The organism is Pseudoalteromonas luteoviolacea (assembly GCF_000814765.1).
GTDB classification, from domain to species: domain Bacteria; phylum Pseudomonadota; class Gammaproteobacteria; order Enterobacterales; family Alteromonadaceae; genus Pseudoalteromonas; species Pseudoalteromonas luteoviolacea_H.
In genome coordinates, this window is the sequence record NZ_JWIC01000004.1 from 792,608 (window position 1) to 814,239 (window position 21,632).

20 protein-coding genes are annotated in these 21,632 nt (G+C 42.7%); 15 read left to right on the top strand and 5 right to left on the bottom strand.

All coding sequences use genetic code 11. From position 1 onward, the window contains the following. Positions 1-2 precede the first annotated feature (2 nt). The 7 genes from JF50_RS06755 (at position 3) to JF50_RS06785 (ending at position 7,359) form a co-directional block, all read left to right on the top strand. On the top strand, positions 3-1,046 hold the full coding sequence (locus tag JF50_RS06755) for a sensor histidine kinase (RefSeq protein ID WP_052262158.1): 1,044 nt from the start codon (positions 3-5) through the stop codon (positions 1,044-1,046). Beyond that, positions 1,024-1,698, top strand: a complete 675-nt coding sequence (locus tag JF50_RS06760) for a LytR/AlgR family response regulator transcription factor (protein WP_039608656.1) — start codon at positions 1,024-1,026, stop codon at positions 1,696-1,698. The genes JF50_RS06755 and JF50_RS06760 overlap by 23 nt, the downstream gene beginning before the upstream one ends. Positions 1,699-1,796: 98 nt before the next feature. Further along, the gene (gene pilV, locus JF50_RS06765) at positions 1,797-2,348 is read left to right on the top strand and encodes a type IV pilus modification protein PilV (RefSeq protein ID WP_039608657.1); all 552 of its coding nucleotides are present in this window, start codon (positions 1,797-1,799) and stop codon (positions 2,346-2,348) included. A gap of 2 nt (positions 2,349-2,350) precedes the next feature. Next, positions 2,351-3,328 carry a PilW family protein gene (locus JF50_RS06770; RefSeq protein ID WP_039608658.1) on the top strand — a complete coding sequence of 326 codons (978 nt, stop codon included), beginning with the start codon at positions 2,351-2,353 and terminating at the stop codon, positions 3,326-3,328. Then, positions 3,322-3,813: a pilus assembly PilX family protein gene (locus tag JF50_RS06775; RefSeq protein WP_039608659.1), complete on the top strand. Its 492-nt coding sequence runs from the start codon at positions 3,322-3,324 to the stop codon at positions 3,811-3,813. The genes JF50_RS06770 and JF50_RS06775 overlap by 7 nt, the downstream gene beginning before the upstream one ends. Continuing rightward, a complete protein-coding gene (locus tag JF50_RS06780) occupies positions 3,810-6,953 on the top strand; it encodes a pilus assembly protein (RefSeq protein WP_327077591.1) in 3,144 nt (1,047 codons plus the stop codon). Before JF50_RS06775 ends, JF50_RS06780 begins: the two co-directional genes overlap by 4 nt. Beyond that, positions 6,940-7,359, top strand: a complete 420-nt coding sequence (locus tag JF50_RS06785) for a type IV pilin protein (protein ID WP_039608660.1) — start codon at positions 6,940-6,942, stop codon at positions 7,357-7,359. The genes JF50_RS06780 and JF50_RS06785 overlap by 14 nt, the downstream gene beginning before the upstream one ends. Positions 7,360-7,362: 3 nt before the next feature. Here the strand turns inward: JF50_RS06785 and JF50_RS06790 are convergent, their stop codons facing one another. Next, positions 7,363-7,887, bottom strand: coding sequence for a GspH/FimT family pseudopilin (locus tag JF50_RS06790; RefSeq protein WP_080760136.1), 525 nt, complete (start codon positions 7,885-7,887; stop codon positions 7,363-7,365). A gap of 164 nt (positions 7,888-8,051) precedes the next feature. Then, on the bottom strand, positions 8,052-8,594 hold the full coding sequence (locus tag JF50_RS06795; RefSeq protein WP_039608661.1) for a pilus assembly FimT family protein: 543 nt from the start codon (positions 8,592-8,594) through the stop codon (positions 8,052-8,054). 132 nt (positions 8,595-8,726) lie between these two features. Between JF50_RS06795 and glnB the strand changes: the two genes are divergently transcribed. Continuing rightward, positions 8,727-9,065: a nitrogen regulatory protein P-II gene (glnB, locus tag JF50_RS06800; RefSeq protein ID WP_010382451.1), complete on the top strand. Its 339-nt coding sequence runs from the start codon at positions 8,727-8,729 to the stop codon at positions 9,063-9,065. A gap of 51 nt (positions 9,066-9,116) precedes the next feature. Here the strand turns inward: glnB and JF50_RS06805 are convergent, their stop codons facing one another. Beyond that, on the bottom strand, positions 9,117-9,875 hold the full coding sequence (locus tag JF50_RS06805) for an outer membrane protein assembly factor BamD (protein WP_039608662.1): 759 nt from the start codon (positions 9,873-9,875) through the stop codon (positions 9,117-9,119). A 123-nt stretch (positions 9,876-9,998) separates the two neighbouring features. On the opposite strand from JF50_RS06805, the gene rluD reads away from it, so the two are divergent. From rluD to JF50_RS06835, 6 genes are all read left to right on the top strand, one after another. After that, complete coding sequence (gene rluD / locus JF50_RS06810) at positions 9,999-10,976, top strand: 23S rRNA pseudouridine(1911/1915/1917) synthase RluD (RefSeq protein ID WP_039608663.1); 978 nt, start codon at positions 9,999-10,001, stop codon at positions 10,974-10,976. A 3-nt stretch (positions 10,977-10,979) separates the two neighbouring features. Further along, positions 10,980-11,705 (top strand): peptidoglycan editing factor PgeF, encoded by a 726-nt coding sequence (gene pgeF, locus JF50_RS06815; RefSeq protein ID WP_039608664.1) that lies wholly within the window; start codon positions 10,980-10,982, stop codon positions 11,703-11,705. A 78-nt stretch (positions 11,706-11,783) separates the two neighbouring features. Then, positions 11,784-14,360: an ATP-dependent chaperone ClpB gene (gene clpB / locus JF50_RS06820; RefSeq protein WP_039608665.1), complete on the top strand. Its 2,577-nt coding sequence runs from the start codon at positions 11,784-11,786 to the stop codon at positions 14,358-14,360. A 136-nt stretch (positions 14,361-14,496) separates the two neighbouring features. Further along, positions 14,497-15,432: an NADP-dependent oxidoreductase gene (locus tag JF50_RS06825; RefSeq protein WP_039608666.1), complete on the top strand. Its 936-nt coding sequence runs from the start codon at positions 14,497-14,499 to the stop codon at positions 15,430-15,432. A 67-nt stretch (positions 15,433-15,499) separates the two neighbouring features. Then, positions 15,500-17,077, top strand: a complete 1,578-nt coding sequence (gene gshA / locus JF50_RS06830; protein ID WP_039608667.1) for a glutamate--cysteine ligase — start codon at positions 15,500-15,502, stop codon at positions 17,075-17,077. Positions 17,078-17,194: 117 nt separating this feature from the next. After that, positions 17,195-17,803 carry a lipoprotein gene (locus JF50_RS06835; RefSeq protein WP_039608668.1) on the top strand — a complete coding sequence of 203 codons (609 nt, stop codon included), beginning with the start codon at positions 17,195-17,197 and terminating at the stop codon, positions 17,801-17,803. Between the two features lie 71 nt (positions 17,804-17,874). Here the strand turns inward: JF50_RS06835 and JF50_RS06840 are convergent, their stop codons facing one another. Both JF50_RS06840 and JF50_RS06845 read right to left on the bottom strand, forming a co-directional pair. Then, complete coding sequence (locus JF50_RS06840) at positions 17,875-19,152, bottom strand: HlyC/CorC family transporter (protein ID WP_039608669.1); 1,278 nt, start codon at positions 19,150-19,152, stop codon at positions 17,875-17,877. 82 nt (positions 19,153-19,234) lie between these two features. Continuing rightward, complete coding sequence (locus tag JF50_RS06845; RefSeq protein WP_039608670.1) at positions 19,235-20,038, bottom strand: cytochrome C assembly family protein; 804 nt, start codon at positions 20,036-20,038, stop codon at positions 19,235-19,237. A 163-nt stretch (positions 20,039-20,201) separates the two neighbouring features. Between JF50_RS06845 and ffh the strand changes: the two genes are divergently transcribed. Further along, on the top strand, positions 20,202-21,581 hold the full coding sequence (gene ffh / locus JF50_RS06850; protein ID WP_039608671.1) for a signal recognition particle protein: 1,380 nt from the start codon (positions 20,202-20,204) through the stop codon (positions 21,579-21,581). Positions 21,582-21,632 lie beyond the last annotated feature (51 nt).

Genomic DNA, 21,632 nt, shown 5'->3' on the forward strand with positions numbered 1-21,632 from the left:
ACATGACTCCATGGGTTAATTCGGCTTCGATTGACCGTGGTTTGTTTAAGGCGATGCTTTCCGAGCGTGGCATCCTCGCGATGATTATTGCTTCACAGGCAGTCGCCTTTATTTATACCTTATCCAGCGGCAAAGACTTCTGGTTGAGTTTGGGTTTAGTTAGCCTTTTTACTCATGCGAACGCGTTTATTACTCTTGCTTTGATTGCAGCTGTCGTGAAGTACGCTAAAGCATTGGCGTTTAGAACCGAACTGACCATTGTGCTTATTTTTTTTCAGTCAGTCTGTATTTTCTCTAGTTTATTAGTACAGTATTCTCTTTTTTCCCCCGTTGAGCCGATAGATTGGGCATTTGTATTCAACAATAATGCCATATGTGGCTTTGTTGTTATCTTGCTGATGCATTTCATGGCCATTTATATCGACAATTTGAATACCATTGCGCACGCTGCCAATGCTGAATTAGAAGCCTTGCAAGCGAGAATTCGCCCTCATTTTTTACACAATGCTTTGAACACGTTAGCTGAGCTGTGTCATGAAAACCCTGATGATGCTGAAGAAGCTGCTTTGACCATGGCTAAATTGATGCAAGTTGCTTTTTCAAGCGGGAAAACGCACAGCTTAGGTCAGGAATTATCTTTGACAAAAGGCTATTTGGCTATTGAGAAGTATCGATTTGAACATCGCCTTAATGTGGATTGGTCTGCAGATAACATCAACTTAGATATACGAGTACCTGCTTTACTTCTACAGCCGTTGGTAGAAAATGCCGTGGTTCATGGTATTGAGCCTGCCTTGAGGGGCGGCAAAATTAATATAGATATACGCTGTGTCGAAGGCCTGTTGGTGCTTAAAGTCGATAACCCATATATCCAAGGGTCACAATCTCGCTCTGGGCAAGGTATTGCTTTGGCAAATATTCGTCGTCGATTAGTTATTTACTATGGAGACAAAGCATCTTTGAAGACATCGCAAAAAAGTGGTAGATTCTTCCTGACATTGATGTTGCCGCTAGGAGCTTTGAATGAAATATCTGGTAGTAGATGACGAACCGATTGCCCGTCGACGTATACAAAGGCTATTGAAAGAGTTCGAAGTACTAGAATGTGTTGGAGAAGCGCAAGATGGGCAACATGCATTACAGTTAGTTGACTCCCTGCAGCCCGAGCTCATTTTTTTGGATATTTCAATGCCTGGGATGGACGGTATTGAACTGGGAAAAAAACTACGTGATAGTAACGTGAACATTAAGCTTATTTATGTGACGGCTTACCCTGAACACGCATTGGAAGCATATCAAATCTATGCTTCTGGCTATTTAGTGAAACCCATCGATAATACACAAATATCTGAGTTAATGAATCACCTTTTTCCGGATACATTGGCGAAAATACAGTATCAAGTTGGCCATGATATTAGATGGGTAAATGTGCCTGATATTTTAATTGCTCAAACGGATGATAGGTATACACATATCTACTTCGAAGGAGGGGATGCATTGATTGATACCCCACTTAAGAAACTGTTGGCTGACTTTCCACATCACTTTATACAAGTACACAGAAATACGATTGTTAAAAAAGCAAGTATTGTCAGGCTGGAGAGTCATGAAGGAACTCATAAAGTTATTTTAGATGGGATAAACGACCCTGTGATGGTGAGTCGACGTGCATATGCGAGCCTAAAATCTGTGTTTTAACCACTGACCCACATTGATTGACCGTTTAGTCATTTGACTATTTGGTTACACCGAAAAAGCGATAAGATGTAGATTAGAGTATACATTGAGTTTTTTTCATGGGTAATGTGTTTCCAAAAAAAGTCCAGTCAGGGTTCACTTTATTAGAGGTGGTCGTCGCCTTTATGGTGCTGAGCTTTGGGCTTCTTGGTGCAGTTGCTTTGCAAGCTAAGGCAAAGCAGGCTAGCTTTGACTCAATGCAACGAGCGGCAGCTGTGGCACTTGCTGGCGATATTATTCAACGGATCCGCTCTAACGACACGTCTGCGATGATAGACCTGTATGGCGGGTCGTTTACAAGCCAAACTCAACTTAATACAGATACAACGTGTTTTTCGAACTTTTGTAATAATCAAGCTATTGCTAATTTAGACAAAGAACAATGGAAGCAAGCGATTAGAGCAAAAGAAAATACGGGATCATTAGATGACACAACGGTGTGCATTACCCCGGTCAGAGATGGGGATGGGTTTGAAGTCACTGTTACCGTTACTTGGGTTGGCAGGCAAGCAATAAAAGCGAATAGCGCTACGTCCAATATTAACTGTGGTACAAAAGATGATTACAGAAGGCTGGTGTCTTTATCTAGTTTTGTGCTTGTAAGGAGTTAAGGATGCGCCAGCGTGGATTTACTTTAATCGAAATATTAATCTCACTATTTATTGGTGCAATTTTGCTAGGTGGTGTTGTAGCTACTTATGTCAGTATGCGCGTTACGACAAAAGACACTATGGCCATTGGTGAACTTCAAGAAATTGGTCGTTTGTCATTAACTTTGCTGCGCAGAGATTTGGAGCAAATAGGGTTTTGGGGCACGTTTTATGATAAGAGTTTTAGCAGTGACAACTCAACGGGCCCTGCAAACCCCGCTGGAGATTGCTTTGGCGGCTTGAATAATGGCAGCTTTCCAGATGTCACACCGACCAACTTTCGTCCAATTTATGCAGACTTTACTACCAATGGCAATGCGCTAGGGTGTATCACTGGTGCGAAAAAGAATACTGAGGTTTTGCAGCTTAAGTTCCTAGAGGGTGAACAAATTGCCGTGGGTGCCGTGAACGCAAACAAGTATTATTTTATCGCTCAGCAGGAACAAGCGGAATTCATTGCAGGCCCCAATATTGTCGCTTTGCCCAATGTAAACTCAACACTGTGGCCTTATAGTCATCACGTTTACTATATCGCTGATCAACAAATCACCATTGATAGCACCCCGATCACGATCCCGGTATTGATGAGGAAAAGGTTAACCGTCAATGGGCAAATGACGACTGAAACCGTCATTGAAGGGGTTGAGGATATACGGTTTTTATTTGGTATTGATATTGATGGTGATAGCCGAGTTGATGGTTACCGTAGTGTGAAGAAAATGACGGCAGCAGATTGGGAAAGGTCTGAAGGTGTCCTGACTGTTCAAGTGATTGTGTTGGTTCGGTCATTGGAGCCAGATCCTGGCATCAAATTAAATAATCAAACATATACCTTAGGAAATGATACCGATAAAGTGATTCATTCATTTTCTGATAGTTACCGTAGAACCGTATTTTCTACAACAGTACAGCTATACAACATGGGGTCGTCAGCATGGTAGGGCAATCGAAGCAGCAAGGTATGGTATTAATCGTATCAATGGTACTCATTGTGGCTGTGACGAGTATCGCAGTTACTTTGATGAGCAGCAGCACATTGGATATTAAGATCACCAATGCAGCTCAAGAACGAGAGACAGCTGAAGCCTACCTAATGGGTGAAGTGCAACGCTTAGTAAAAGAACAAAAGCAGTTGTTTGGCGCGAGTAAATTCCACTTAACCAATGGCAAAATTGATGCGAACGACAATGGTGTGCATAAGTTTGATAATGAAAACCAAGAAAGCCCTGTTGATTATGAGTTAAGAAATTTAAACAAAGGACAGTTAGAAGTACCGTGCCCTCGTATATATGGCTATACCGAGGGTGTTGTCTGTAACATGACTGAGCTGACTAGCTCTGTCGAATATGGCGATCAAGGTCGTCACAAAGTGACAGTAGTTATTGGTATTGGTCAAGAAATTCAAGATGTTAAGGCAAATCAATGATGTATTTTAAACGACTACTATGCTTTTGTCTGCTAATAAGCGGTGCCGTATATGCTGAGGACATCGAGCTCTATGTTAAACATGATGTGAGTGGCTCGGAAAAGTCCCGCGTGATTGTAATTTTTGATACCTCAGGCAGTATGGCTTGGGATGTTAATGATGGGAGACGATGCTATGAATACAAAAATTGGCGATTACGTTCTGTAGATTGTTTTGACACCTCGAAAACTTCTAAAACATGTTATAAGTACATAAATGGACGCTATCGTTCGGTAAATTGCGGTGATAGCCGATTGAAAGTCGCGCAAGATGCGATGGTCTCTTTGGTCAATGATAACCCAGATTTTGACTTCGGTTTAATGCGTTTGTATTCCAGCTCTGGTGGTTATGTACTTAATGGCATCGGTGCTGACCCGAGTGTGGTGATAAGTAAAATAAACAGTTTGCGAGCAAGTGGCAGTACGCCGCTTGCGGAAACGCTTTGGGAAGCTTATTTATACCTGACCGGTAGGGCAATTGATTATGGTTACAACGGTGGTAATAACCGCGATAAGACCATTGAGTCAAACGGGCGTTATAAGTCGCCATTTGCGCCAGTCTCTGGCGATCCTGAGCGCTGCGACACATCAACCAACATCATATTAATGACAGATGGTGACCCGACAAGTGATAGTGGTAAGAACTCAGCAATTGCCACGGAGCACTACAATAAATTTGGCTCATACCCTACGACCGTATCCAATAGTTACCTAAATTCGCTGGCTAAATTAATGCGTGGCACGGCGGAAACCCAAGTCGATTTATACCCTACAACGTCAGATAAACAAGATTTTGCACGCGTATACACCATCGGCTTTGGTACGGGTATGTCTAATGCCGGTAAGGCGCTACTGAAACAAACAGGTGAGATTGATGGCGGGGGCGCATACCTTCATGCCAATACCGCTTCTCAACTTTCAGAAGCACTGAAATTAACCATCTCTAAAATTAGAGAACAAAGCGATAGCTTTTCTTCTCCGTCAGTATCGACCAGTAGCTCAGATTTAAGCCGCAGCGGCGACTCGGTTTACTTTACGATGTTTTATCCGGAGACGCATACGCGCTGGGCGGGAAACCTTAAAAAGTTAAAAGTGACAGGTGGCATAGTACATGGTTCGAACAGCACTGCCAATGCAATCAATGACCAAGGCCAAATTGATAAGTCAGTAACAACCTATTGGTCTGCCCCTAGCAGCAAAGATGGCAATGTTGTTTTAGAGGGCGGGATCAACTATCAATTGACAGAGCGACAGACTACTCGTCGACTGTTCTCTGATTTTGGTAAAGGCGCTTTATACAATTTTGACTACTCAACCGCACTAACGGCGCATCAAGGTTCATTGACTAACTTAGCGGCGAAATTTGGTACTTCAACCGCTGAAGTAGAAAAAACCATGCTTTGGGCAAGAGGTCAGGATGTTGATGACCAAAATGGTAACCGCAATACCATCGAGAGGCGCAAAGATATCTTTGGTGATCCACTTCACTCAAGACCGGTTACGATTGATTATGGTAACAATGATTTGAGAGTGATTGTGGGCACCAATGCTGGCTTTTTACATATGTTCAAAGATAAAGGCGATACGGTTGAAGAAAGCTGGGCGTTTATTCCCAATTCACTGCTAGATATTATTAAGCCGCTGAGAGACCGCAGACAGGACACAAAATTATATGGTATGGATGGGCCAATCACCGTTTATTTTTGGGATAAAAATGACAGCGGGGTTGTCGATTCAGGTGAAAAGGTCTGGTTAATAGCGGGCATGCGTAGAGGGGGAAATGAATATTTTGCCTTTGATATCACGTCGCCTGATCAGCCCAGAATGCTATGGGGTGGCCCAATTCAAGGTGGAGTAGGGGACTATAAAGAATTAGGTCAGTCATGGTCAAAGCCTGTGGTTTCTTTTATCACTGCGCAACCGGATAAACCAGTTCTCATATTTGGTGCGGGCTATGATACCAACAAAGACAGTGCCTTATTTTCAAATGACAATAAGGGCAGGGGCATTTACATTGTTGACTTAGAAAGTGGTAAGCCGGTATGGACGTTGACACCGGATACGGGCTTTAAAGGCGAGCATAGTATTGCTGCTGATGTCAGTGTATTGGACTCCGATTACGATGGCTTTGTCGATAGGATTTATGCTGCGGACACCGGAGGAGGGATCTGGCGTGTAGACTTACCAAGTAGTTCACCCAATGATGAAGATGCCCCTTGGTCACACTTTATGTTAGCAAACTTAAGCGGTGGCAATGATGACGCGAAACGCAGGTTTTTCTACCGCCCAATGATAGCAAGGACTTACTTTAGTAAGGTCACTGTGGAAATAATTGATGGTATCCCCACCAAGGTAAGAAGGGATGTACCCTACGAGGGAATTTTGATTGGCAGTGGTAATCGAGCTAAGCCGACTTCAACTCATGTTAAAAACTTCTTATTTATGGTGAGGGATGAAAATACCAAAACTCAGACCTTCACCTCACAAAATACGCCAAGCGTGATACGGGCAAGTAATTTATTTAATGTCACAAACGACCCATTTAAGGCGAATTTAGACAGTTATGAAGATTTTACGGATAAAGAAGCCGAATTGGGCCAAGCGAAAGGGTGGAAAATTAAGCTGCAATCTGGTGAAAAATCGCTCTCAGCAGCGACCGCGATTGGGGGATTAGCCTATTTTACGTCTTTCTCACCGACAACTGTCTCAGAAAACCAGTGTGCGATTGGGGAAGGGACAGGTTATTTATATATCGTACACTTACATTATGGCATGCAAGTATTCCAAAAACGCCGTTATCGTACTACTGCGACATTGCCGGATACGCCGCGAACGCATTACGATGTATATGAAGACCCTATTACCAAGAAAAAAACAGTGAAGGCGAAGATTATCAGCCCAACGGTGATAAAAGAAGATGCTGTGGACGAGATGTTTGGCGGAAATCCTGCTGATGGAATTGACCCACAAAAGCTTGAGCCACCCAATGTATACAAAAACAAAGATGGCTCTGCGAATGTGCCTGGTGTTTCGCCATTGACGATTACGTATGAAACGAGACAGCTGTATATTTATAAAAAAGAGGATAATGATGAAAAATAGAATTCGCTCAGTCGCTGGCTTTTCATTGATAGAGTTGGTGATAGTGGTTGCTATTGTTGGGGTGCTCGCATCCCTAGCGTATCCTAATTACTCAAGTTATATCAAACGGGGTGCTAGGGCGGATGCAATGACCATTTTGCTTGATGCAGCGAATAAGCAGGAACAGTATTTTGTAGATAATCGAGAGTATGCCAGTAACTTAAGTGATATTGGCGTACCATCTACAAGTGAAAATGGGTATTTCAACATTACAGTTGCTTTAAGTAATGGGGGCTATACTTTGACAGCAACTGCTGCAAATGGCCCCGTGAAAGGTGACTTAGAATGCACCTCTCTATCGGTTAACAATTTGGGCATAAAAACGGTGACTGGCACTGCGACTGCAGATCATTGCTGGGAGCGCTAGCGGTTAGTCACATTTTGAAGTGTCTTTAAGCCGTGTTCGCCCTGTGGTACTGACTGAAAGTGCTTTACCGAACTTGCGTCCATCTTTGCGTTTAACACAGTATGTAAAGGTCCCATTACCAAGCCCCCAAAGTGTGCCCGTATGAATAAAGGTCAGGGCACTTCTTTGATAAGTCAACTCGTCTAGCACGTGTATTTTATGGCTCACAGTTAAAATGGTGTCTTTGTTATCGAAGCACTTTAAAGCGCCCCTATCGATAAATAAAGTCAATTCTTGATGCCAAAAGTTTCGTGCGCAGCAATTAGCGACCAATGGGCATAAAGTAATGCGTTCACCTGAGTATACGGCTTTTAGTCGCGCATAACTGACGAGCCTGTCTAGGTACATAAGCGCATGTTTTGCTCTATTTGTGGTGGAGATCTCCGTCATCGAGGGTATGGATAGCGTGGCCACAATGGCACAAATTGAGAGTGTAATGATGAATTCGAATAGCGAAAATCCGAACGTGAACCGTTTCCTTTTGTTCATTATCCCCAGTCCTTTATAAAATGACTACAGTAGGTGACAGGGGTGATTTTGAGGGGAAGTCTAACTAAATAGGCCGTCTTTTAGCTGGTTATAATTATGCTTTTGCTTTGAAAACACTCTAAAGGAGTGTGGGATGAAAAAGTTAATTTATACCTAATTATTTATTACCCAGTGCATGTTTGTGTTGTATTACCAGTGAATAATGCCGTACCCGCTTGTGTGATGCTTAAGCTTTGATTTTTTGTTGCTGCGCCTTCAGGGCAATATACAAATACGCCATTTTGTCCATTGCCTAATCGACCACTAGAGTCAAACTTTAGAGATGCAACAGGGTATTCTAAATCATCAATATCTGTAACCTTCTCCATAACCCTAAGTAAATCATCGGTATTGACCGTATATGCACCATTGTTATCACGGTCTACAAATATCGCAATGCGATTGCTTTTCCAATCGGTTCTACAAGTGAAGTCTTGATTTTGTAGCAGCTGGGTCTCTAAAGCTGGGCAGACAATGACGATTTCATCACTGGCTGTTGCTTTCGCTCTAGCGAATGTGACACTGCGCTTTAGCTCGAGTAAAAAACTTTGCGCACGATTCTCTTGATATGTAGAGCTCGTAAAGAAAAACGTTAGGCTAGCTAAGGTGCCTAAGATTGCCACTGTGATTAGCAATTCTATTAAGCTCATGCCCTGTTGATGTCGCATAATCAGCTCCCAAAATAGGCAGGTGTCGATAGTTTATTTTGCGCTTTTTCAATATATTATTCAACAGCTATGTTTGCCATGCTTGCCCCTATTGTCTAAAATCGACCCATTACCAGAGGAAGCATGATAATCATGAAGAAGATTGAAGCAATAATTAAACCATTTAAGTTGGATGATGTAAGGGAAGCCCTGTCTGATATCGGTATTACTGGCATGACGGTGTGTGAAGTGAAAGGCTTTGGGCGCCAGAAGGGCCATACTGAGTTATATCGTGGTGCGGAGTACATGGTTGACTTCCTACCTAAAGTAAAACTAGATATTGTGCTTGCTGAAGAAGATGTTGATCGCGCAATCGATGTTATTTTAAAAACAGCTCAAACTGGAAAAATCGGTGATGGTAAGATTTTTGTCACTGAAGTAGAGCGTGTGGTAAGGATCCGTACTGGCGAAGAAGACGAAGAAGCAATTTAAAGCCAGTCAGTTTGATCAGGCATCACATCAAAGATGCCTGATCCGATGCATTTAACGTTGGTTAAGCGCCTTAGTCTTCCTGACGTTTTCACTTAATTCAGTTAAACCAAGCTTTTCGTAGCTTTTTTCCATCATATCCAAAGCTTCAAGTAAATAACTGCTTTGTGAATAATGCTCCACAACATACTTGCCACGATTCGCAGCGGCTAAGTATGCTTCACGTTCGAAGTAATAGTTGGCAATTTTCAGTTCATAACGTGCCATTTTGTTGAGTAGCCACGCTAATCGTTTCTTTGCTTCAGGGGTATATTCGCTGTCCGGGTAGCTTTTGACCAAAGTTGATAAGTCTTGAAAAGCAACGCGTGTTTTACTTACATCACGGTCAGCTCTATCTACACCAAAGTACTCCTGAAACGCATTTTCATCAGCTTTAATGTTGATCAAGCCGCGCATATAATACATGTAATCTAAGTTTTTATGATTTGGATTTAATCGAATGAAGCGATCAACCGTGGCAAGTGCTTGGTCGATATTGCCTGTTTGGTAGTGTGCGTAAACCAAATCCATTTGTACTTGTCTAGAGTATGGTCCAAACGGGTAACGTGCGTTAATGGCACCTAATAATTGAATGGCTCTGGCATATAGGCCTGAGTCTAATGTGCGTTTGGCATCTTCATACAAAGCTTGAACAGATTTGTTTGGTACACGTTCAATTTCTTCTTGTTCTGGTGCTGAAGAACATGCGGCTAATCCTAGTATAGATGCGCTAATAAATACTGCTGCAGCGCGTTTTCCCAACTTCATTATCATTTTATTTTACTACCTTCGTTGTCTTCGGCTAGGCCAAGTCGGTAAAACCGAGTAAACTATGCATTTATGCGATTCTAACCCAGTCGAGCGAGGCTTGCACTGGTAATTTAGGTAAAGTTACACATGTCAGAGCAAATTTCTCTACAAGCCGAAGTGCCAATCGAGTTAGGCGGTAAACGTCTAGACCAAATATTAGCGCAATTGTTCCCTGATTTTTCACGTTCTAGAATAAAAACGTGGATTTTGGATGAAAAAGTGACTGTAAATGGTCAAACATTGAGCACGCCCAAAGAAAAGCTGTTTGGTGGTGAAGTCGTAGAGATTGAAACACAAATAGAAGCAGAGCGTGAATACGAAGCGCAGGATATTGCATTGGATATTGTTTATGAAGATGACGATATTCTGGTCATTAATAAGCCTATGGGTTTGGTGGTGCACCCGGGTGCAGGCAACCCTAATGGTACCGTTTTAAACGCGTTATTGTATCATCACCCAGATATTATCAATGTGCCACGTGCTGGTATCGTGCATCGTCTAGATAAAGACACGACTGGCTTGATGGTAGTGGCGAAAACTATTCAGGCGCAAACGCACTTGGTTAAAAACTTGCAGGCGCGTACTAATTTCACCCGTGAGTACGAAGCAATTTGTAATGGCACAATGACCGCCGGTGGTGTTATTGAGAAGCCAATTGGTCGCCACGCTACAAAACGTACCCATATGGCTGTTCATGAAATGGGTAAGCCGGCTATTACACATTATCGTGTTGCTGAAAAGTTCAGAGCACATACGCGACTTAGGTTACGTCTGGAAACAGGTAGAACACACCAGATCCGTGTACATATGGCCTACTTAAAACACCCATTAATCGGGGATCAACTATATAACGGTCGTCCATGTCCTCCTAAAAATGCTTCGGCAGAGTTTTTGGAGACATTACGTGGCTTCAAAAGGCAGGCACTACATGCTGTTAAGCTCAGTATCGCTCACCCAATTACTGGTGAAAAAATGACTTGGGAAGCGCCAATTCCTGACGATATGCAAGCGCTGACTGAGATATTAAGAGCTGATACAAAAGCTAATCCACAAATCGAATACTAGCTTATGTTATTGCCTCGATGGCCTGTATATAATCAAGTAGGTGCTTTGTCGAGCACCCGCTTAGATGGTTATTCTAAAGCGCCTTTTGATGAATTTAACCTGGCACTTCACGTAGGTGATAGGGCAAGTGATGTTAATAGTAATCGTAGGCGGTTGGCGGAGTTTCTTCCTGCGCTACCAACTTGGGTCAACCAAGTACATGGGACGGACGTATTGGTGGTTGACTCAGAAACACCCATTGAGGATACGTTCAGTGCAGATGCGTTATATACACGGCTAAGAAAGCAGCCTTTAGCGATTATGACGGCGGATTGTTTGCCCATTTTATTGGCGAGTCGTCAAGGTGATGAGGTTGCTGCTATTCATGCGGGGTGGCGTCCACTGGCTGGAGGTATTATCGCGAATACATTAAAGTGTTTTCGTGCGCAACCAAATGAGGTTGTGGCTTGGTTTGGGCCTGCAATTGGGCCTACTGCATTTGAAGTCGGTGCTGAGGTCAAAGAGGCTTTTACATCAAATATGCCGTCGCAAGCTCAGGCATTTATGCCAAGCGGCGAGAATAAGTTTCTCGCAGATATTTTCTTATTGGCTCGCATTCAGTTGAATGCACTCAATATCAATAGCATTTATGGCGGCGAACACTGCACATATCAGCACGAAAAACACTTCTATTCATACCGACGTGATGGTCAGTGTGGTCGGATGGCAACTGTGATCTGGCGCAAATAAATTACATCCGCTACTTGAACAAATTCGCTAAAGGACCCACTTAAAGAAGTAGTTAAGATTACTTAGGTGTGGAGCCTCATGCGTTTAGATAGATTTACCAGCAAATTCCAAAGTGCGTTGTCAGATGCTCAATCTCTTGCTTTAGGCAGAGATCATCAATTCATTGAACCTGTACATTTAATGTATGCATTGTTACAACAAACCGGCTCAAGTGTCAGAGCGCTGTTTGCTCAAGCTGGTGTCAGTGCAGATGAGCTCAATACCAAGTTATCTCAGTCTATCGAGCGGCTGTTTAAAGTCGAGGGGGTAGGCGGTGATGTACAGCTGTCTAACAACCTAATTTCCTTAATTAATTTATGTGATAAATATGCTCAAAAGCGTAAAGATAAATACATCTCTAGCGAAGTATTTGTTTTTTCAGCCTGTGAAGACAAAGGTGAGCTTGGAGATATATTCCGCACCCTTAATATTACGCAAGATAAAGTTGAAAAGGCCATCAAAGCGATACGGGGAGGGCAAAAGGTAGATGATCCAAATGCGGAAGAAACGCGTCAGGCACTAGAAAAGTATACCATTGACCTCACTGAGCGTGCAGAGCAAGGCAAACTCGACCCTGTTATTGGGCGTGATGATGAAATTAGGCGCACGATACAAGTTTTGCAGCGTCGAACTAAAAATAACCCTGTGCTAATCGGTGAACCTGGCGTTGGTAAGACAGCCATCGTAGAGGGGTTAGCGCAACGCATTATCAATGGCGAAGTACCTGAAGGCCTTAAGCATAAACGTGTTTTGTCTCTAGATTTAGGGGCATTGGTTGCAGGCGCTAAATACCGTGGCGAATTCGAGGAGCGACTGAAATCAGTGTTAAATGAGCTGGCCAAAGAAGAAGGCAGTGTAATTTTATTCATTGACGAGATCCATACCATGGTTGGTGCAGGTAAAACGGATGGTGCAATGGATGCGGGCAACATGTTGAAGCCAGCACTTGCACGTGGTGAGCTACATTGTGTTGGTGCAACGACACTGGATGAATATCGTCAGTATATTGAAAAAGACGCAGCCTTGGAAAGACGTTTTCAAAAAGTCTTTGTTTCAGAACCGACAGTGGAAGACACCATCGCTATTTTGCGTGGCTTAAAAGAGCGTTACGAATTGCACCATTCTGTGGATATTACTGATCCGGCGATTGTTGCTGCGGCAAACTTATCGCATCGTTACATAAGTGACCGCCAGTTACCAGATAAAGCCATTGACCTTATTGATGAAGCTGGTTCATCTATTCGTTTGCAAATTGACTCGAAGCCCGAACAGCTGGATAAACTTGAAAGGCGTATTATCCAGTTAAAATTAGAAGACAATGCTTTGGCAAAGGAGAAAGACGAAGCCAGTCAAAAGCGCCGTACCGAAATGCAGTCACTTATCGCGCAATTAGAGTCTGAATACACAGAGCTGGATGAAGTTTGGAATGCTGAAAAAGCGTCCTTACAGGGGACGCAAGTCATCAAAGCTGAACTAGAGCAAGCTCGTTTAGATCTTGAAGTGGCACGTAGGGCAAGCGACCTACAGCGCATGTCTGAATTACAATATGGTCGCATTCCAGCACTTGAGCGTAAATTAGACTTGGCATCTCAGGCAGAAATGCAAGAAATGAGTTTGCTTAAAAACCAAGTGTCAGAAGATGAAATTGCGGAAATTCTGTCTCGCTGGACAGGTATTCCGGTTGCGAAGATGCTTCAAGGGGAGCGTGAAAAACTCCTTCATATGGAAGATGAATTACATCAAAAAGTGATAGGGCAAGACGAAGCTGTGAATGCGATTGCCAATGCAATCCGTCGCTCACGGGCAGGTCTTGCGGATCCGAATCGACCAATTGGTTCGTTTCTATTTTTAGGCCCAACCGGAGTGGGTAAAACAGAGCTGACAAAAGCATTGGCGAATTTCATGTTTGATACTGAGGATGCCATGGTGCGTATCGACATGTCTGAGTTTATGGAAAAGCACTCTGTAGCGCGTTTAGTTGGCGCGCCTCCCGGTTATGTTGGCTATGAGGAAGGTGGGTATTTGACTGAAGCTGTGCGTCGTAGACCCTATTCTGTTGTGTTGTTGGATGAAGTAGAAAAAGCACACCCTGATGTATTTAATATTTTATTACAGGTCCTAGACGATGGTCGTTTAACGGATGGCCAGGGTCGCACAGTTGATTTCAAAAATACGGTGATTATTATGACATCAAATTTAGGATCTGATGTTATCCAAGAGCAGGCCAGCAGTAATGATTATGCAGGGTTGAAAAATAAATTGATGGACGTACTGACAACTCAGTTTAGACCGGAGTTTATAAACCGTATTGATGAGACTGTGGTATTTCACCCATTGGTTACAGAGCACATTAAACAAATTGCCCGGATCCAGCTTGATAAACTATCGAGTCGCCTTAAAGACAATGGTTTCGCTTTTGAAGTGAGTGAAAGCGCGCTTGAAAAAATAGCGCAAAGTGGCTTTGATCCGGTGTTTGGCGCACGGCCGTTGAAGCGCGCTATCCAGCAATATATCGAAAATCCACTCGCACAAAGCTTGTTACAGGGAGACTTTAGCGGACATACAGCTATAAAGGTTGATGTGAATGAAGATAAAATAGAGTTTACAGGTCAATAACTTGCTTGCATTGAAGGCTTAATGTACCAGACACTATTTGTTATGAACCCCCCGAAGAACACGATAAAGTTGTTTGGGGGGGGTTGCTTTGATATGTTAAATTTAACAGCTATTTAGTCGTTCTGGATGGCATAACATGGATAAAAATTATAAACAGGCGGGTGTCGTACATTTTGGTCCTGCTAATACACTAGAAATAAAGCACATTCCTAAGCCCGTGCTTGAACACGGACAAGTTTTTATTCGTATTACCTCATCTTCTATCAACCCCATTGATGTGAAAACTCGTTGCGGTTTAGGTTATGTTGCGCAGGCCAAAGCAGACGATGCGTTTTTACCGTTAGGCTATGATGTACTGGGTGTTGTCGAAGCGGTTGGTGAAGGGGTCAGTGATCTGACTGTCGGAGAGACTGTTATGGGGATGGTTGGGTTTCCTCAAGCGCCTGGATGTTATGCAACACATGTGACTGCCCACAGAGAAGAACTTATTACGATTGATGCGAAAGTTTCTGAGGATTTGGCTGGTCTGAGTTTAGCAGGATTAACAGCACTTCAATCTTTGGAAAAATTGGATGTGAATGCGGGCACATTATTTATAAATGCGCCGACTGGCGGCGTTGGTCACCTGGCATTACAGTTAGCAGCATTAAAAGGGTTTGAAGTCGTCGCGGTGACAACGCGAAAGGCGCTTATAGCATCGCTGAACTTTAACGTCACTGTTATGTCATACGAAGAGTTTTTTAGTGAAACTAGATCAGGGCAGTTATTAGACTTGGTTGGAGGTGAGCTTGCCTGTAAAATGTTGTCAAACTTGATGGCTGATACCAAGTTTGTAACTGTGCCTTCAATTACCAAAGATACTGTAATAAAACATGGTGAATCTTTAGGCGCTCAGGGAGAAGGAATTTTAGTTCAAACTAATCCAAATCATCTCAATGAGCTGTATAAAACCGTCGCGACACAACAAGTGCATCTTGTTGTGAGTAAAAAATTTAAGCTAGATGAGATTGCTTTGGCTCACAAATATGTGGAGCAAGGCGAGCACTTTGGCAAAGTCATTATTGTGGCTTGAGTATTTTAAATTTGCCCCCATTGAATGTGGCATAACTTAAGCTTGATCCGAGCCTCGAGGTATTTTTTTGAAACACACTAATTTAGATAGCAAGTTAGAAACACTTGCCAACACTGCGCTTGTCTCCTCTTTAACAAATATTCAGCGTGGTATTGAACGAGAAGCTTTACGGATCCAGCCATCCGGCAAAATTGCTAAAACATCGCACCCAGCAGGTGTTGGGCATCCATTGACACATAACTCAATTACGACAGATTTTTCAGAATCTCTGCTTGAGTTTATTACGCCAGTCAGTACTTCAGCGGAGCAAACCTTGTCTCAACTGAGAGACTTGCAAAAATACACGCTAGCGAATATGGGCGATGAAATGCTCTGGCCTATGAGTATGCCCTGCTTTATTGAAGAGCAAGATGATATTGTGCTGGCACAATTTGGCGAGTCAAACATCGGAAAAATGAAAACCTTGTATCGTGAAGGGCTAAAAAACCGCTATGGCAGCATGATGCAAGCGATTGCAGGAGTGCATTTTAATATGTCATTCCCTGATAGTTTTTGGGATGCGTTAAAAGCCAGTGAGCAAGATAGCAGCCCGTTGCAAGAATTCATTTCTAATAAGTATCTCGGTCTTATTCGTAATTTTAAACGTGAGCTGTGGTTGATCAGCTTTTTGTTCGGCGCTTCTCCTGCATTGTGTCGTTCATTTTTGCAGGGCAAGCAGAGTGATTTACCGTTTAAGGAGTCAGGTAAAGGTACTTTATATTTAGATAAAGGAACTGCATTACGATTAGGCGATTTAGGGTATACCAATAGCGCACAGTCTTCACTTAAAGTGATGTATAACAGTTTGCCAGAATATGTTAAAGGGTTGCAAACTGCGATCCGCTGTCGCTCTGACTTATATGAAAATATTGATGATTATCAAGCGGAATCACCTAAACAGCTGAATAAAAATATTCTTCAGATCGAGAATGAATTCTACTCACCAATTAGACCAAAACGCAATGCAAATCCGCAAGAGACACCAACACAGGCATTAGCTCGTGGTGGTATTGAATATATTGAAATCCGTGCTTTGGACGTTAACCCATTCTCTGAAACAGGGATAAGCTTGGAACAGATCCGATTTTTGGATGTATTTCTCACTTATTGCTTGTTAAAAGACTCTCCAGAGATGGATTGGAATGAGCAGCAAATATCTGATCAAAATTTACAAAATGTGATTAGCACAGGTCGAGATACGACGACGCATTTACAGCAACAAGGCGTGCAAATTTCGATAGAAACGTGGGCTAAAAATATCTTTAGTGATTTGGCCAAGATTGCTTCGCTGTTTGATAGTGCGCATGGTGACCGTGTTTACTCAAAAACAATTGCAAAGTTAGCGGCATGGGTAGATAACCCAGAGGACACTTTCTCTGGTCAAATTGTCGCATCTTTAGTTGGTCAGGATACCGACTCTGCTGAGCAAGCATTGGTACTTGCCCAGCAATATAAGCAATCACATTTGCAAAGCGACTATCAATATTATCAAGAGTCCGAGTTAAATGAGCAAGTAACGCGGTCATTTTTGGATGAGCAGGCAATTTGTCAGGCAGATAAAAAATCGCTGAAGGCTTTTTTACAAGATTATTTTGAGAATGCATAAAAAAACGCAGCCCATGGGGCTGCGTAAAAATATATCAGGGATGAAACAATGCTAAACTGCTGCATTCAAGTAGTATGACCCCAGCAAAATAGAAAAGTTCAGGTGAGTTCAAAAAAAATGAGAAAAAAAATAATATTTTTACCTCTACTTCTGGCTCTGACTGGTTGTGCGACGGCTCCCCCTAAGCAACCGAATGATATTTGTAAGATTTTTGAAGAGAAAGAAGACTGGTACTACGATGCGCGCGATGCTCAAGAAAAGTGGGGATCTCCCAAGCATGTGTTAATGAGCATGATGTATCAAGAAAGCTCTTTTAGGCATGATGCAGCCCCACCTATGGAGTACTTTTTAGGTTTTATCCCGATTGGTCGCGTTAGTTCCGCGTATGGTTATTCTCAAGCAAAAACGATGACATGGAGTGATTATATCCGAGAAACGGGTAACTCAGGTGCGGATAGAGACGATTTTGAAGATGCAATCGATTTTATGGGCTGGTTTGTTTATAAAACCCATAAGGTAAATGGGGTGTCCAAGTGGGATGCCTATGCGCAATATTTAAATTACCATGAAGGCTGGGGCGGATATCGCCGCGGTACCTACAAGCAGAAAAAATGGCTAATGAAAGTAGCCAATAAAGTAAAACACAGAGCATCTCGTTATGGCGCGCAGCTGAAGCGATGTGAGGACGATCTTAATAAGAGTTGGTTTGAGAGACTGTTTTCGTAATAACCAGTGCTGAATACACGCATTCAGACCGAGTAAGAAGAGAAAGGGTTAGCATGTGCTAACCCTTTTTTTTAAGCTTGTTTTTTCGCTTGTTGTAGTGGAAAAATTTTGACTATTTTTATCATGTTTTCTTTCACTTCCATGACTTCCATTGGATAGTTAGCGATTTTTAAGCTCAGTTGGCTCTCTGGAATATCTTCCAAATACTCAACAATTAACCCGCTAAGTGTCTTAGGACCTTCAGTAGGTAGCTCCCACCCCATTTCTTTGTTGAGATCGCGGATATTGGCGCTGCCATCAACTAAAACGGAGCCGTCACTTTGCACCGTCACTTCATCGCTTGGTGTGGGTGTCTGAGTCGTTGTAAAGTCACCAACCACTTCTTCTAATATGTCTTCGAGTGTAACGAGGCCTTGAATGTCACCATACTCATCTACAACAAGTCCTATACGCTCTTTGTTTTGCTGAAACTTCAGCAGCTGAGTATTCAGCGATGTGCCTTCAGGAATAAAGTATATTTCTCTAACAGCACGCAGTAGTGATGGCTTATCAAACTGCTCTTTAGTTAACAAGCGCAGTGCATCCCTTGAGTGAATAAAGCCGACAGCGTCATCGATTTGATCACGGTATAACAGCACTCGAGTGTGCTGCGCATTTGTTAGCCGACGAGAAATATCTTTCCAGTCATCGTTAATATCAATGGCATTGATCTCATTTCGAGGGATCATGATGTCTTCAACGGTGACTTGCTCAAGATCTAAAATGGAGGTCAACATGCTGCCGTGATTGGTTGGTAACATAGCGCTTGATTCGTTTACGACCGTTTTTAACTCTTCTTTACTGAGACTATGCTCTTCAATTTGCTCTGGAGAAACACCAAATAGTTTAAGAATACCATTGGTAATAAAGTTTATGGCGCTCACGAAGGGGAAAAGGAATTTTAATAAAATTTTGAGAATAAGCGAGCTTGGAAAAGCCACTTTCTCAGGGTAAAGGGCTGCCAGTGTTTTTGGTGTGACTTCAGCAAAAATAAGGATTACCAAGGTTAAAACCAGAGTTGAAATAATAAGACCTGCATCACCAAATAGTCTCAGGCCAATCAGTGTAGCCACAGAAGATGCTGCGATATTAACGAGGTTGTTACCTAGCAGAATAAGTCCAATAAGGCGATCTGGCCTTTGAAGTAGTTTATCTACGCGCTTGGCAGATTTGTTATTCTCTTTAACTAAGTGTCTGAGTCTGTAGCGGTTAATGGACATGATGCCAGTCTCAGAGCTTGAGAAATAACCTGATATAAGTATCAGCACGCCAAGTATGATGAACAAGGCGTTGGTAGATATGTCGTCCAACAGAGGATCCCTTTTTTACTTTCGAAAGGTTATTAAGCGTCAGCATAGAAGCAGAGTCAAGCTCGACGCTTATTTTTTTGTATTAAAATTTGTCTAAGATGACTTCTTGGATAAACCGGCTGCCAAAGTAAGCCAATGTGACGATACTGGATGCGCCGATAATGGCAAAAACAATCGGTTTTCCACGCCAGCCAAATTTATGATGTCCCAAGGTAACAGAAGCAAATATCGTCCATGCAATCAATGACAATACCGTTTTGTGGATGGACGCTTTATCAAACATGCCATCTAAAAACGCAAACCCAGCAACCAGAGCCAGTGTGAGCAGGCCTGTACCTACGGTGAGAAGTTGGTATAGCTGAGATTCTACCTGCATCAGCGGAGGTAAATGGCTGTTCATGATAGCGAGATCTTTGCTTTTTAAACGCTTATCAATAAAGTAAAACTGGACAGCGTATAAAGTAGCAATGATTAAAATACAGTAAGCCAGCAGGGATAAAGAGATATGCGTGACTAGGCCAATGTCCACATTGATATCATCCATGATGATATGATGTGGAATGAACAAACTGGCAATAAGCAAAATAGCTGCAAACCCATAGACCACAGGCAATAATAACGTTGCGGGGAACTTTAAGGAAACCGTTGTGACAGAAACGACAATCACCCAGCAAGTCAACAGGGCAATGTTAATGGTACTTAAGTCTTGCCCATGCTGAGTAAACACGGAGTTCACCAATACCAGCATATGACTCAATATCGCCACCGTGCTTAAAATGACGGTCAGCTTTTGACTTGGGCCTTCTTTATGGAATAAACGTGAAAGCACGTGTCCAGTTGCTAGTATGTAAAACAGGCTCGCCAATAATGACAAAATGATGATCATGAACTTTGTGTCTACTTTCGTGGTCCTTTTATAGGCTATTGTATTTTAAGCCTCGCCGCTTGCATAGACTTTGTAAAAAGAATCTTTGTATAACTTGAATACTGTATTAGTTGCGCGCATATCAGTATAATGTTGCGTAATTACGAGATAGTGGAAGCGATACATGTTTGAGAACCTCCAAGAACGCTTAGGAAAAACGCTTAAAAACATCAGCGGCAGGGGCCGACTGACCGAAGATAATATTAAAGAAACGCTGCGCGAAGTGCGCATGGCTTTGCTTGAAGCAGACGTTGCATTGCCTGTAGTACGCGATTTTGTAAAACAAGTAAAAGAGCGTGCTGTTGGTGTAGAAGTAACTAAAAGCCTAAGCCCTGGTCAGGTTTTCATTAAGATTGTTCGTGAAGAACTTGAAAAGGCAATGGGTGAGGCGAACGAAGAGCTTAACCTTAACGCTCAGCCACCTGCTGTAGTGATGATGGCGGGTTTGCAAGGTGCGGGTAAAACAACCAGTGTTGGTAAGCTTGCCAAATTCTTAAAAGAGAAAAAGAAAAAATCTGTTTTGGTTGTGAGTGCCGACGTATATCGTCCGGCGGCAATCAAGCAGCTTGAAACGTTAGCACAGGAAGTCGATGTTGAATTCTTCCCAAGTGACATTTCTCAAAAGCCCGTTGATATTGCCACCAATGCGGTGAGCCATGCGAAGAAAAAGTTCATTGATGTCGTGCTGGTGGATACCGCGGGTCGTCTACACGTTGACAGTGACATGATGGACGAGATCAAAGAGTTAAACGCGGCGATCAATCCGATTGAAACGCTATTTGTTGTTGACTCAATGACAGGTCAAGATGCTGCCAATACCGCGAAAGCGTTTGATGAAGCACTGCCTTTAACAGGTGTGATCTTAACGAAGACCGATGGTGATGCTCGTGGTGGTGCGGCGCTGTCAATTCGTAATATTACGGGTAAACCGATTAAGTTTATGGGTGTGGGTGAGCGAACTGATGCGCTTGAGCCTTTCCATCCTGACCGTATTGCGTCACGGATCCTTGGTATGGGTGATGTGTTATCACTTATCGAAGAAGTAGAAGCAAAAGTTGATAAAGATAAAGCTGCAAAAGTGGCAGAAAAAGTCTTTAAAGGCGACGGTTTCACATTGGAAGATTTTGCTGAGCAATTAAAGCAAATGAAAAACATGGGCGGAATGATGTCGATGTTAGAAAAGCTGCCTGGCATGAATAACCTACCTGATGCAGTGAAAGGTCAAGTCAATGACAAAACCTTTAACCAGATGGAGGCCATTATCAGCTCAATGACGCCAAAAGAGCGTGCGCGTCCTGAAATCATCAAAGGCTCTCGCAAAAAGCGTATTGCTGCAGGTTCTGGCACTCAAGTTCAAGATATCAACAAGTTGCTTAAGCAATTTACGCAAATGCAGAAGATGATGAAGAAGATGAAAGGCAAGGGCGGCATGATGAAAATGATGCGCGGCATGAAAGGCATGATGCCTCCAGGTATGTTTGGCGGCGGCGGTCCTAAGTTTTAATTAACTGAATCAAAAAAGGGAAGTGATGTCACTTCCCTTTTTACTCTATCA

What these genes read in the sequence shown, in the direction of transcription:
- JF50_RS06755 (WP_052262158.1), top strand. Translation starts at nt 3, where the DNA reads ATGACTCCATGGGTTAATTCGGCTTCGATTGACCGTGGTTTGTTTAAG.
- JF50_RS06760 (WP_039608656.1), top strand. Translation starts at nt 1,024, where the DNA reads ATGAAATATCTGGTAGTAGATGACGAACCGATTGCCCGTCGACGTATA.
- pilV (WP_039608657.1), top strand. Translation starts at nt 1,797, where the DNA reads ATGGGTAATGTGTTTCCAAAAAAAGTCCAGTCAGGGTTCACTTTATTA.
- JF50_RS06770 (WP_039608658.1), top strand. Translation starts at nt 2,351, where the DNA reads ATGCGCCAGCGTGGATTTACTTTAATCGAAATATTAATCTCACTATTT.
- JF50_RS06775 (WP_039608659.1), top strand. Translation starts at nt 3,322, where the DNA reads ATGGTAGGGCAATCGAAGCAGCAAGGTATGGTATTAATCGTATCAATG.
- JF50_RS06780 (WP_327077591.1), top strand. Translation starts at nt 3,810, where the DNA reads ATGATGTATTTTAAACGACTACTATGCTTTTGTCTGCTAATAAGCGGT.
- JF50_RS06785 (WP_039608660.1), top strand. Translation starts at nt 6,940, where the DNA reads ATGATGAAAAATAGAATTCGCTCAGTCGCTGGCTTTTCATTGATAGAG.
- JF50_RS06790 (WP_080760136.1), bottom strand. Translation starts at nt 7,887, where the DNA reads ATGAACAAAAGGAAACGGTTCACGTTCGGATTTTCGCTATTCGAATTC.
- JF50_RS06795 (WP_039608661.1), bottom strand. Translation starts at nt 8,594, where the DNA reads ATGCGACATCAACAGGGCATGAGCTTAATAGAATTGCTAATCACAGTG.
- glnB (WP_010382451.1), top strand. Translation starts at nt 8,727, where the DNA reads ATGAAGAAGATTGAAGCAATAATTAAACCATTTAAGTTGGATGATGTA.
- JF50_RS06805 (WP_039608662.1), bottom strand. Translation starts at nt 9,875, where the DNA reads ATGATAATGAAGTTGGGAAAACGCGCTGCAGCAGTATTTATTAGCGCA.
- rluD (WP_039608663.1), top strand. Translation starts at nt 9,999, where the DNA reads ATGTCAGAGCAAATTTCTCTACAAGCCGAAGTGCCAATCGAGTTAGGC.
- pgeF (WP_039608664.1), top strand. Translation starts at nt 10,980, where the DNA reads ATGTTATTGCCTCGATGGCCTGTATATAATCAAGTAGGTGCTTTGTCG.
- clpB (WP_039608665.1), top strand. Translation starts at nt 11,784, where the DNA reads ATGCGTTTAGATAGATTTACCAGCAAATTCCAAAGTGCGTTGTCAGAT.
- JF50_RS06825 (WP_039608666.1), top strand. Translation starts at nt 14,497, where the DNA reads ATGGATAAAAATTATAAACAGGCGGGTGTCGTACATTTTGGTCCTGCT.
- JF50_RS06835 (WP_039608668.1), top strand. Translation starts at nt 17,195, where the DNA reads ATGAGAAAAAAAATAATATTTTTACCTCTACTTCTGGCTCTGACTGGT.
- JF50_RS06845 (WP_039608670.1), bottom strand. Translation starts at nt 20,038, where the DNA reads ATGATCATCATTTTGTCATTATTGGCGAGCCTGTTTTACATACTAGCA.
- ffh (WP_039608671.1), top strand. Translation starts at nt 20,202, where the DNA reads ATGTTTGAGAACCTCCAAGAACGCTTAGGAAAAACGCTTAAAAACATC.